This window comes from Propionicicella superfundia DSM 22317, from assembly GCF_000423465.1.
Classification (GTDB): domain Bacteria; phylum Actinomycetota; class Actinomycetes; order Propionibacteriales; family Propionibacteriaceae; genus Propionicicella; species Propionicicella superfundia.
The window spans coordinates 321,698-334,106 of the sequence record NZ_KE384021.1 but is presented as its reverse complement, the minus strand read 5'-3'; the positions used below and the strand labels follow the sequence as shown (position 1 = coordinate 334,106).

At 71.7% G+C, this 12,409-nt stretch carries 7 protein-coding genes; 4 read left to right on the top strand and 3 right to left on the bottom strand.

The genetic code is table 11. From position 1 onward, the window contains the following. The first annotated feature begins 17 nt into the window (after positions 1–17). The 4 genes from G555_RS19515 to G555_RS0111320 all read left to right on the top strand — a co-directional run bounded on the left by G555_RS19515 (position 18) and on the right by G555_RS0111320 (position 6,071). Positions 18–608: a TetR/AcrR family transcriptional regulator gene (locus G555_RS19515; RefSeq protein ID WP_169337910.1), complete on the top strand. Its 591-nt coding sequence runs from the start codon at positions 18–20 to the stop codon at positions 606–608. Continuing rightward, the gene (locus G555_RS0111330; RefSeq protein ID WP_028708960.1) at positions 605–2,341 is read left to right on the top strand and encodes an ABC transporter ATP-binding protein; all 1,737 of its coding nucleotides are present in this window, start codon (positions 605–607) and stop codon (positions 2,339–2,341) included. Before G555_RS19515 ends, G555_RS0111330 begins: the two co-directional genes overlap by 4 nt. Beyond that, positions 2,338–4,332 carry an ABC transporter ATP-binding protein gene (locus G555_RS0111325; RefSeq protein WP_028708959.1) on the top strand — a complete coding sequence of 665 codons (1,995 nt, stop codon included), beginning with the start codon at positions 2,338–2,340 and terminating at the stop codon, positions 4,330–4,332. Before G555_RS0111330 ends, G555_RS0111325 begins: the two co-directional genes overlap by 4 nt. A 224-nt stretch (positions 4,333–4,556) precedes the next feature. Then, on the top strand, positions 4,557–6,071 hold the full coding sequence (locus G555_RS0111320; protein WP_028708958.1) for an amino acid permease: 1,515 nt from the start codon (positions 4,557–4,559) through the stop codon (positions 6,069–6,071). A 36-nt stretch (positions 6,072–6,107) separates the two neighbouring features. On the opposite strand, the gene G555_RS0111315 is transcribed toward G555_RS0111320, so the two are convergent. Genes G555_RS0111315 through G555_RS0111305 form a run of 3 tightly spaced genes read right to left on the bottom strand, consistent with a single transcriptional unit; the run spans position 6,108 to position 12,390 of the window. Further along, on the bottom strand, positions 6,108–6,806 hold the full coding sequence (locus G555_RS0111315) for an ion channel (protein WP_051208882.1): 699 nt from the start codon (positions 6,804–6,806) through the stop codon (positions 6,108–6,110). Between the two features lie 28 nt (positions 6,807–6,834). Further along, positions 6,835–7,737, bottom strand: a complete 903-nt coding sequence (locus G555_RS0111310; protein WP_028708956.1) for an Fpg/Nei family DNA glycosylase — start codon at positions 7,735–7,737, stop codon at positions 6,835–6,837. 3 nt (positions 7,738–7,740) lie between these two features. Then, positions 7,741–12,390 carry an ATP-dependent helicase gene (locus G555_RS0111305; protein WP_028708955.1) on the bottom strand — a complete coding sequence of 1,550 codons (4,650 nt, stop codon included), beginning with the start codon at positions 12,388–12,390 and terminating at the stop codon, positions 7,741–7,743. Between the last annotated feature and the right edge of the window lie 19 nt (positions 12,391–12,409).

Here is a 12,409-nt window from a genome sequence, read left to right as displayed (position 1 = left end):
TCACTACGATGGGCGCCGTGAAACGTGCACCAGCCCTCGCGCCCGAGGAACGACGCCGTGTGCTGAAGGAAGCCACGCTGCCGCTGCTCATGGAGCACGGCCTGCAGGTCAGCACCCGGCAGATCGCACGGGCGGCCGGCGTCGCGGAGGGGACGATCTTCCGGGTCTTCCCGACCAAACAGGATCTCCTCAACGAGGTGATCCTCGATGCGGTGGCCCCCGATGCGGCGATCGGTCTCATCGCCGCGATTCCTCCCGGCCTCCCCTTCGAGACGCATGTCGAGCGTCTCCTGGAGATCCTGGTCGACCGGATGACGGTCAACAACCGCTTCATCGGGATGCTCCACTCCCCCGCGATGCAGAAAGGCGGCGCCCGGTGCGCCGGCCACGCCCTGCGCGACGGGCGGTACCTCGTCGACGCCGCGGTGGCCGAGTCCCTCACGCCCTACGCCGACCGATTGCGCGTCCCGCCACGCCGTGCGGCCGCCGCCCTCATGGCGAACGTCTTCTCCACCATCACTCTCACCGCCGTGGACGCCATGCCGCCGCCGCCCGACGAGATGGCGTCCCTTCTCCTCCATGGAATAGCTGCTAAGGAGCTCTCCTGATGCTCAGACTCCTGGCGAAGTACCTTCGCCCCTACTGGCTGCAGATCCTGCTCGTCTGCGCCTTCCAAGTCGTGGCCGCATACGCCTCGCTGAGCCTTCCGTCGCTGAACGCGAAGATCATCGACGAAGGCGTCGCGACCGGCGACACGGACGCGATCTGGGCGAACGGCGGCGTCATGCTCGCGATGTCCGTCCTCCAGGGCGTCTCGCAGATCCTCGCCGTCCTGTTCGCCTCCCGCACGGCGATGGGCTTCGGCCGGGACGTCCGCGCCGCGCTGTTCGACCGGGTGCTGTCGTTCTCGACCAAGGAGGTCAACCAGTTCGGCGCACCCAGCCTCATCACCCGCAACACCAACGACGTCCAGCAGGTGCTGATGCTCGTCTTCATGACGGGCGCCATGGTGCTGTCGGCGCCGATCATGATGGTCGGCGGGATCTTCAGCGCCATCCGCGAGGACGTGGGCCTGAGCTGGCTGATCGTCGCCTCGGTGGCGCTGCTGGCCATCGTCATCGCGATCCTCATCGTGCAGATGACCCCGCTGTTCGGCGTCCAGCAGACGCGCATCGACACCATCAACCGGGTCCTGCGGGAGCAGCTCACCGGCATCCGGGTCATCCGCGCCTTCGTCCGGGAGGACCACGAGCGGAAGCGGTTCGCCGTCGCGAACGAGGACCTGACCGCCACGGCCACCCACCTCGGGCGCCGCATGATGACCCTGTTCCCGGCCGTGATGTTCATCATGAACATGTCCAGCGTCGCGGTGATGTGGTTCGGCGGCATCCGCGTCGACGAGGGACACATGCAGATCGGACAGTTGACGGCCTTCCTCAACTACCTGATGCAGATCCTCATGAGCGTCATGATGGCGACCTTCATGTTCATGATCGCGCCGCGCGCGGCCGTCTGCGCCGCACGCATCCAGGAGGTGCTGCAGACCGAGCCGTCGGTCGTCCCGCCCGAGCACGGCGTCACCGAGGTCGGCCTGCACGGCGAGGTGGAGCTCGATCATGTCGACTTCGCCTACCCCGGCGCGGCCGAGGCCGTCCTGCACGACATCTCCTTCACCGTCGAGCCGGGGCGGACCACGGCCATCATCGGCTCGACCGGCTCGGGCAAGACGACGCTGGTCAACCTCATCGTGCGGCTCTTCGACGCCACGGGCGGTCACGTCCTCGTCGACCGCGTGGACGTCCGCGAGCTCGACCCCGACGTCCTGTGGTCGAAGGTGGGCCTCGTCCCTCAGCGTCCCTACCTGTTCGGCGGGACCGTCGCCACCAACCTGCGGTACGGCAACCCCGACGCGACCGACGAGGACCTGTGGCACGCCCTGGAGGTCGCCCAGGCGGCAGACTTCGTGCGGGACCTGCCCGCCGGCCTGGACTCCCCGATCGCCCAGGGCGGGACGAACGTGTCCGGCGGCCAGCGACAGCGGCTGTCCATCGCCCGCGCACTGGTCAAGAAGGCCGACGTCTACGTGTTCGACGACTCGTTCTCGGCACTCGACGTCGCGACCGACGCCCGGCTCCGGAGCGCGCTCGTCCCCGAGACGCGCAACGCGGCGGTCGTCGTCGTCGCCCAGCGCGTCTCGTCCATCAGGCATGCCGACCAGATCGTCGTCCTCGAGGGCGGCCGCATCGTCGGGCTCGGCACCCACGACGAACTCGTCGCGTCCTGCCCGACGTACGCCGAGATCGTCGAATCCCAGTTCCAGAACACGGAGGTTGCCGCATGAGCGGGACCAGCGAGCCGAAGGTCGCCGCGAACGCGCGCCCGAAGGACATGCCGCAGAGCCGCGGTCACGGCCCCGGCTCCCAGTTCCAGGGAGGCGAGAAGGCCGCGAACTTCGCGACGTCCGCCAGGCGCCTGCTGCGCCAGTTGCGGCCCGAGCGGGTGCGGATCGCCCTCGTCCTGGTGCTCTCGGCCATCGGCGTCGCGCTCAACGTCCTCGGGCCCAAGGTGCTCGCGCGGGCCACCGATGCGATCTTCGCCGGCATCATCGGCAAGCAGTTGCCGGCGAACCTCACCAAGGAGCAGGTCATCGAACTGCTCCGTTCACAGGGCAAGGGCGACCAGGCCGACATGGTCAGCGGCCTCGACCTCGTGCCCGGGCAGGGCATCGACTTCACGCAGGTCGGGGAGATCCTCCTGCTCGCACTCGGGGTGTACGCGCTGGCCGGCGTCTTCGCCTGGCTGGCGGCATATCTCACCAACGACATCGTGCAGCGCACGGTGTACCGGATGCGCGAGCAGGTCGCCGACAAGCTGAACAGGCTGCCGTTGTCGTACTTCGACGCCCAGCCGCGCGGCGAGATCCTTTCCCGCGTCACCAACGACATCGACAACGTCGCGCAGACCCTGCAGCAGACGCTGGCGCAGATCGTCCAGGCGTTCTTCACCGTCGTCGGCGTCGTCATCATGATGCTGCTGGTGTCCCCGCTGCTGACCCTCGTGGCGGTCGTCACCATCCCCCTCGCGGCCGTCGTCACCGCGGTCATCGGCAAGCAGTCCCAGAAGCTGTTCAAGCGGCAGTGGGGCAGCACCGGCGAGCTCAACGGGCAGGTCGAGGAGGCGTTCACCGGCCACGCGATCGTCAAGGTGTTCGGCCGCAGCCGCGAGGTCGAACGCGAGTTCGCCGCGAAGAACGACGAGTTGTACTCCGCGGCGTTCGGCGCGCAGTTCATCTCCGGCATCATCATGCCGGTCATGTTCCTCATCGGGAACCTGAACTACGTCGTCATCGCCGTCCTCGGCGGCATGCGGGTCGCGAGCGGCCAGATGGGACTCGGCGACGTGCAGGCGTTCATCCAGTACTCGCGGATGTTCACCCAGCCGCTCACGCAGCTCGCCTCGGTGGCCAACCTGCTGCAGTCCGGCGTGGCGTCGGCCGAGCGGGTGTTCGAGGTGCTGGACGCCGACGAGCAGTCGCCCGACGCGACCGGCGAGCTGGGCGTCGTGACGGGCAAGGTGGAGTTCTCCCACGTCGACTTCAGCTACTCCCCCGACGCGCCGCTCATCGAGGACATGAACCTGGAGGTCCTCCCCGGCGACACGGTCGCCATCGTCGGCCCGACCGGGGCCGGAAAGACGACCCTGGTCAATCTCATCATGCGGTTCTACGAGCTGAACAGCGGCACGATCCTCGCCGACGGCATCGACATCACGACCGTGCCGAGGGCCGACGTCCGCGGTTCGGTCGGCATGGTGCTCCAGGACTCGTGGCTGTTCCACGGGACGATCCGCGACAACATCGCCTACGGACGACCCGACGCGAGCCCCGAGGAGATTCTCGCCGCAGCCAAGGCCGCGTTCGTCGACCGGTTCGTGCGGTCGCTGCCCGAGGGCTACGACACGGTCATCGACGAGGAGGGGTCGAACGTGTCCGCGGGCGAGAGGCAGCTCATCACCATCGCGCGAGCGTTCCTCGTCGACCCGTCCGTGCTCATCCTCGACGAGGCGACGAGCTCCGTCGACACGCGCACCGAGCTGTTGGTGCAGCGCGCGCTGAAGGCGCTGCGGACCGACCGGACGTCCTTCGTCATCGCCCACCGGCTGTCGACCATTCGCGACGCCGACACCATCCTCGTGATGGAGCACGGAGCGATCGTGGAGCAGGGGTCGCACGCCGACCTGCTGGCCCGCGAGGGCGCCTACTGGCGCCTCTACCAGTCGCAGTTCCAGGGCACGGCCGTCGACCTGGAGGAGGAGGCGGCGCCGGCGCACTGAGCACGACCCGCCCGACGGGCGCGCCCCCGACGGGGCGCGCCCGTCGGCGCCTGTGCGGGTGCCTCGCCTGCCGGCGCGACAGCGGCCTTCCCCGCCGGTGGCGCAACATTCTCTCGCCTGATGGTCCGAAACGACGCAATTCCTGCTCCGGCGCCGCGCCGGAGGACTAATCTGCCGCATGGCCTCCACCGGTGGAGGTGCCCCCTGAGAATGTGGAGCCCCAGATGGACCTGTTGCGCACGAAGTCGATCGAGCAGTCGATCGCCGACACCGACGAGCCGGAGTACCAGCTCAAGAAATCCCTCAGCGCACTGGACCTCACGGTCTTCGGCGTGGGCGTCGTCATCGGTGCCGGCATCTTCACCCTCACGGGGCGTGCCGCGCACAGCGTGGCAGGACCGGCGATCATCGTCAGCTTCATCGTGGCCGCCCTCGCGTGTGCGCTGGCCGCCATGTGCTACGCGGAGTTCGCCTCGACCGTCCCCGTGTCGGGCTCGGCCTACACGTTCGCGTACGCGTCCCTCGGCGAGCTGTTCGCATGGATCATCGGCTGGGACCTCATCCTGGAGATGTTCCTCGGCGCCAGCGTCGTCGCGCAGGGGTGGAGCGCCTATCTCGGCGTGTTCCTGGAGAAGATCGGCATCACGATCCCGGCCGCCATCGGCTACGGCGGCACCGTCGACCTCGTCGCCATCGCCCTCGTCGTCGTCCTGGGCGTGCTCGTGACGGTCGGCATCAAGGAGTCGATGCGCGTCAACCTCGCGCTGGTCGCCGTGAAGCTGTTCATCGTCCTGTTCGTGATCGTCGCCGGCATCATGTTCATCGACCCCGCCAACTACTCGCCGTTCGTCCCGCCCGCCGCCGCCACCGAGACCACCTCCGGCCTGACCCAGCCCCTCATCCAACTGTTCTCGGGAGCGGCGCCGTCGGCGTTCGGCGTGGGGGGCATCTTCGCCGGCGCGGCGCTCGTGTTCTTCGCATATATCGGGTTCGACGTCGTCGCCACCACGGCCGAGGAGACGCGCAACCCGCAGCGCGACCTGCCGATCGGGATCATCGCCTCCCTCGTGATCTGCACGATCCTGTACTGCGCGGTCGCGTTCGTCGTCACCGGCATGGTCCCCTACGACCAGTTGGACCCCACGGCCGCCCTGGCCAATGCGTTCGCCCATCACGGCCAGGCCTGGATGGCGACCCTCATCGCCGCGGGTGCCGTCGCGGGCCTCACGACCGTCGTCCTCACCCTCATGATCGGCGCGACGCGCCTCATCTTCGCGATGTGCCGCGACTCACTGCTGCCGATGGGGCTCGCCCGCGTGCACCCGCGGTTCCGCACACCGTGGATCATCACCATCATCGTGACCGTCGCGGTCGCTCTGGTCGCCGGGCTCACCCCGGTGGGCGTGCTGGAGGAGATGGTCAACATCGGGACGCTCTCGGCCTTCGTCATGGTGTCGATCGGCGTCGTCGTCCTGCGCCGCAAGCGTCCCGACCTCAAACGCTCCTTCCGCGTCCCGTTCTCGCCGGTGCTGCCGATCGTGTCGGCCGTCATCTGCGCCTACCTCATGCTCAACCTGTCGGTGGAGACCTGGCTGCGATTCGTCGTGTGGCTGGTGATCGGCTTCGCCATCTACTTCCTGTATTCGCGCACGCACGCCCGGCTGCACACCCATCAGCCGATCCGGCGCAGCATGGCGAAGGCGATGACCGAAGGCGTCGTCCCCCGCGACCCGGAATGACCGTCTGCTCCGTGCGCCCGTCCGGCGGACGACGGGTCAGGCGTCGCGCCGCCGGCCGCGGCCGAGAGTGAGCCCGACGATCCGGGACACCGCGACAGCGAGATAGAGCATCCCGGCGATCTGCTGGATCATCACGATCGCCCGCGCATAGGGCGTGACCGGGACGACGTCCGACAGCCCCGTGCTCGTCATGGTCGTGGTCGACAGGAACAGCAGCTCCATCCAGGTGCGCTGCGCCTGCGGGTCGACCGCCGCCACGAACGAGCCCGGCACGACGGTCTGGACGGCCGAGTACGCATAGGCCCACAGCCACACGGCGACGGTGAAGGTGGCGCCGATCGCCCACACCTCGTCGAAGGTCACCGTGTCGTCGGCGAACATGTACCGCAGCAGGCCGATGAGGGTGTACGTGTAGAAGGCGACGTGGAGGATGTCGGAGGCCAGATGCCACGACGGTGACTGCAGCGCCCAGTCGACGACCGTGAGGCCGACGGCCGGGATGCCGATGAGGAAGCCGAGCCAGGTGTAGGTCGGGGTCGCCCGGACGACACCCAGCGCCAGCACCACGACGAGCATCCCGAAGAGCGTGAGGACGGCTTGCCCCAGGGAGTACGCGCCGGTGCCGTCGACGAACGCGTAGAGCAGGATGCCGAGGAGCTGGGCGACCAGGAGCAGCGCGCTCGGAGTCCTGCGCGCACCATCCCACAGCCGCGTGAACAGGCCCGGCGTCGTCATGCCCCTATCCTGCCCGTTCGGCGGAGCCTCATCGGCTCCGCTCCCTGCCTGTGGCGCCACGCACCCGGGCACCGAGCGGAGCCAGCGGCGCCCCGTCGTCGGTCGGGGCGAGACCGCCCTGGCAGCCGGGACAGTAGAACATCGTCCGCTCCCGGGAGGGCGGCCCGATCATCGCCACCCGCACCGTCCGGCCGCACCGGCGGCACGGCCTGCCCGACCGGGCGTGGACGTACGTCTCGCGTCCGGGTCGGCGGTCTCCGGTGGACGACTGCACGGCCTGCTCGACGCCGGCGGTGATGAACCGCCGCGCCCGCGCGACGAGCCGCGCGAGGACCGCCGCCGGAAGCTCGGCGGAGCGCGTCCACGGGTGAACCCGTTCGGCGAACAAGGTCTCGCACGCCCACAGGGTGCCGATCCCGGCGAGGCGGCGCTGGTCCATGAGCGCCTCCCCGATCGTCTGCCCGCCGGCGGCGAGGTTGGCGACGGCCCGCTCCGCGTCGAACCCGGGGTCGAGGACGTCGGGCCCGAGATGGCCGATCAGGGTGCCCTCGTCGGCGGTGCGCACGAGATCGAGCATCCCCAACCGAAGGCCGAGACACGTCCACTCCGGCCCCATCAGGACCGCGCGAACCGGCCGGCGACGCACCTGTCCGGGGACGCGCCGGGCGGGGTGGACAGCGGCCGCCGCGCCCGCCGGGGTCGGCTGGACGAACCACGCCCCCTCCATCCGCAGGTGGGACCGAAGCGTCCACCCGGTGCCCAGCCGGGTCAGGATGTGCTTGCCGCGCGAGGCGACCTCCAGCACCGGGGCACCCGCGAGGTCGGCCGTGCCCAGACCGGGCCAGCGCAGGTCGGCGTCCAGGAGCGGCCGCCCGGCGAGCGCCGTGTCGAGCCGGATCGCGGTGCGGCGGACGACATCACCCTCGGGCACCGCTCACCCCCTCAGCACCAGGCCGCGCGGTGTCAGCCGGAACCCGGCCTCGGCCAGCGCGGCCGTCAGCGGGTGGTGCGAGCCGAGGACGTCCTCGCCGTCGACCCGGGCGACCGTCAGCCGCCCGAGCGCACCCGAGCGGACGGCCGCCGCGAGCGCACCCGCCGCGGCCGACAGGGCCGGGCCGTGCTCGTCCCAGGACAGCAGGGTGCGCCCGCCGCGCTCCACGTAGAGGACGAGACGCCCGTCGACCAGGACCACGAGCGCCCCCGCCTTGCGACCCGGCTGGTGACCACGGCGCTCACTCGTCTCACGCTCCGGCCAGGGGAGCGCGGCACCGTACGGGTTCGCCGGATCGCACGCGGCCAGCACGAGAGCGGGGCCCGCGGCGTCGGCCTCCAGCGGCCGGGACGCCGCCCGCAGCCGGTCCACCGCTCCCACAGCACCGAACTGGGCGGCGCCCAGCCCCTCCACGAAGTAGCCTCGGCGAACGCGCCCGGCGTCTTCGGCTGCGGCGAGGACCCTGTACACGCCCGCGAAGCCTCCCGGGACGTCCTCGGCGACGACGCTTCCCCGCGTCACGACGCCGTAGCGGTCGAGCAGGACCTCGGTGGCCGTCGCGGCGCGGACCGTCGGATCCTCCTCGGGCGACGGCACCGCGGCCCACCGGCCCGCCGCGTCCGGCGGCCCGGCTCGACGCGGCAGCGATGCCCGTCCGAGCCTGCCGTAGCGTCCGCGGGGTGCCTGCGGCGGGCGGCGGTGCGCCGTCGACGCGCCGCCCAGCCGCACCCGCAACGGCGCGAGGGTGTCGTTCGTCACCGCTCCGGCCCAGACGAGCTCCCACAGCAGATCGGCGAGCGCACGGTCGTCGGTCGCCCCGAGCAGGTCGGACAGCGAGCGGAAGAAGTGCCCTCCACCCCCCGCGAGCGCCTCCCGCAGGTCTCGGGCGGCCTCGCCCGGCACGTCGCCGGGGACGGCGAGCGTCGCGTCGGCCAGCTCCACCGGGTGCAGCGACACCCAGCCGTCGCCTCCGGCGAGCGCTCCGCGACCCTGCCAGACAACCTCGCCGCCGGCCGTCAGCTCGTCGAGCATCGCCGGCGAGTAGTCCCGGACGCGCGCGGGCAGGACGAGGGTGTCGAGCGCGCTGGCGGGCAGCGGCACGCCGGCGAGCTGCTCGACCGCGCGCAACAGCCCGTCGGCGCCCCGCAGGGCGCCGATCCCCTGCCAGGAGGGCAGGAAGCGGGCGAAGTCCGTCGCGGCCACCGGCTCGACCGCGTCCCGCAGCGCCGCCAGCGACCGCCGGCGCAGCAGCCGCAGCATGCGTGCGTCGCAGAACTGTGTGACGCCCGCCCCGGCCTGCGACACGGAGCCGTCCGACTCGACCGGCTCCCAGCCGGGCGGCCGGAGCTCGCCCGAGACCACACGGCCGTCGGACGCCACCCGGCGCAGGACGTCCCGCACGACCGCCGGGCCCACGCCCAGCCAGGCCGCCGCCTCGGCCGCGGTGAACGGGGCGTGACCGCGGGCGTACCGCGTGAGCAGGTCGCCCAGCGGGTCGGCGACCGGTTCGGCGAACACCTGCGGCACGCCGACCGGGAGCGGCACGCCGAGGGCGTCCCGGATGCGCCCGGCATCCTCGATCGCGGCCCAGCGCACCGGATCGGCACCGAACCCGATCACCCGGTGGGCGTCGGCCAGCGCGGCGAGCCGGCCCGCCGCGGCCGCCGGGTCGGCGCACCGCCGCGCCACGGCAGCCGTCGTCAGCGGGCCGACGGTGCGCAGAATGTCGGTGAGCTCGTCGAGGTCGCGTGCCCGGCGTCCCTCGGCGAGGCACTGCGACTCGGCCTCGGTACGGGTGAGGGCCTCGGGGTCGAGCAGGTCGGACAGCGCCAGACCCTCGCTGGTGCCGAGCAGGTCGGCCAGCAGCGACGGGTCGAGCGCGAGTGCGGCCGCACGCCGCTCGGCCAGCGGCGAGTCGGCGTCGTACAGGAACTGCGCGACGTACCCGAACAGCAGCGACGACGCGAACGGCGAGGCCCGGGGAGTGTGGACGGTGGTGACCGCGATCTCGCGGGCCTGCACTCGCTGCAGCAGCCCGACGAGCGCGGGCACGTCGAAGACGTCGTTCATGCACTCGCGAACGGTCTCCAGCACGATCGGGAAGTCCGGGTAGCGGGCCGCCACCTCCAGCAGTTGCGCGGCTCGCTGCCGCTGCTGCCACAACGCCTGCCGCCGGTCGGGACGCCGCCGCGGAAGCAGCAGCGCCCGCCCCGCGCATTCGCGGAACCGGGCCGCGAACAGCGCTGAGCCGCCGAGCTCCTCGGTCACCCGGCCGGGCACGTCGTCGGGCTCGGGGAACAGCACTTCGACCAGTTCGTCGTCGAACGAGCGCCCCCCGCTCCGCGGGATCGTGTCCGCAGGCTCGTCGTCCCAGTCGGAGTCGGGCAGCCGGAACACCATCCCGTCGTCGGCATGCATGGCGCGCACGTCCACCCCGAACCGCTCCCGCAGCCGCGCAGCCACCAGCAGCGCCCATGGCGCGTGCACACGCGAGCCGTACGGCGAGTGGACGACGATCTGCCAGTCGCCGAGCTCGTCGCGGAAGCGCTCGATCAGCAGATGGGTGTCCGTCGGGACGCGACCGGTCGCATCCCGCTGATCGGCCAGGTAGGCGAGCAGGTTGTCGGTCGCCCACTCGTCGAGGCCCGCGGCCGCGACCCGCTCCCGCGCCCGGTCGGGCGGCGACCCTGCGACCTCGGCGACGAATCGTCCGATTGCGCGACCCAGCTCGGCGGGACGACCCAGCGCGTCCCCGTGCCAGAACGGCACCCGGGCCGGCACCCCCGGCGCCGGCGTGACGAGCACTCGGTCATGGGTGATCTCCTCGATCCGCCAGCTCGACGTGCCGAGCGCGAACACATCCCCGACGCGGGACTCGTACACCATCTCCTCGTCGAGCTCCCCGACCCGTCGCCCGGGACCGCCGGCTCCGGCGAGGAACACCCCGAACAGGCCCCGGTCGGGGATCGTCCCGCCGCTGGTCACCGCGAGCCGCTGCGCGTTGCGGCGACCCGTGAGGACGCCGGTCGCCCGGTCCCACACCAGGCGAGGACGCAGCTCCCCGAACTCGTCGGACGGGTACCGTCCGCTCAGCATGTCCAGCACCGCCTCCAGCACGGGGCGGCTCAGCCCCCCGAACGGCGCGGCGCGGCGCACCAGCGCCTCGGCATCGGCGACGGTCCAGGAGTCCATCGCGACCATCGCGACGAGCTGCTGCGCGAGGACGTCGAGCGGATTGGCGGCCGGCCGCAGATGCTCGATCTCCCCCGCTCGCATCCGCTCGACGGCGACGGCGGTCTGAACGAGGTCGCCGCGGAACTTCGGGAACAGCACGCCGTGGGACACGGCGCCGATCCGGTGCCCTGCGCGGCCCACCCGCTGGAGTCCCGACGCGACGGACGGGGGCGCCTCGACCTGCACGACGAGGTCGACCGCTCCCATGTCGATGCCGAGTTCGAGGCTGGACGTCGCCACGACCGCCGGCAGCCGCCCCGACTTGAGGTCCTCCTCGATCTGGGAGCGCTGCTCGCGGCTCACCGAGCCGTGGTGGGCGCGGGCGAGCGTGCCGGGAACCGCGTGGGTGAAGGAGTCGGAGGACGTCGGCAAGGACGGAGACGGGGCGTCGTCGGACCGCACGGGCGCCGGCGTGGCCTCCGTCTGCGCGCGCTCCCACCAGATCTCGTTCAGCCGCGCGGTGAGCCGCTCCGCGAGCCGGCGCGAGTTGGCGAACACGAGCGTCGACCGGTGGGACGCCACGAGATCGACGATGCGCTCCTCGACGTGGGGCCACACCGACGTCCGGCGGGGATCGCCGGCGGCGGCTCCGCTGAGGTCGCCGGTCTCGTCGCCGATCGCGGCCAGGTCGGGAACCGGCACGACGACGTCCAACTGCCACCGCTTGTCCGCCGGCGGGGCCACGACCGTCACGGGCCGGCCCCCGGCGAGGAAGCGCGACACCTCGTCGATCGGCCGGACGGTCGCCGACAGGCCGATGCGCTGCGCCGGGGACTCCAGGAGCGCATCGAGCCGCTCCAGGCTCACGGCCAGGTGTGCGCCGCGTTTGGTGTCCGCCACGGCGTGGATCTCGTCGAGGATCACCGTCTCGACGCCGCGCAGCGCCTCGCGCCCGGCGGACGTGAGCAGCAGGAAGAGGGACTCGGGGGTGGTGATGAGGATGTCGGGCGGACGGCGCGCGAACGTCCGCCGCTCGTCGGGCGGAGTATCGCCGGAACGGACGCCGACGCGGATGTCGGGCCGGTCCAGCCCGAGCCGGTCGGCCGCGTGCCGGATGCCGACGAGCGGGGCGCGGAGGTTGCGCTCGACGTCGACGCCGAGCGCCTTCAGCGGTGAGATGTACAGCAGGCGACAGCGCCGGGCCGGGTCGTCGGGGACAGGCCGCGAGGCGAGCCTGTCGAGCCCCCACAGGAACGCGGCCAGGGTCTTCCCGGAGCCGGTCGGGGCGACCACCAGCGTGTGCTGCCCGGTCGAGATCGCCCGCCACGCCCCGCGCTGGGCCGCGGTGGGTGCGGCGAAGCTGCTCCGGAACCACGCACCGGTGGCCGCGGAGAAGCGATCGAGCACGTCCTCGCCCATGGTGAGAACTCTGCCACGC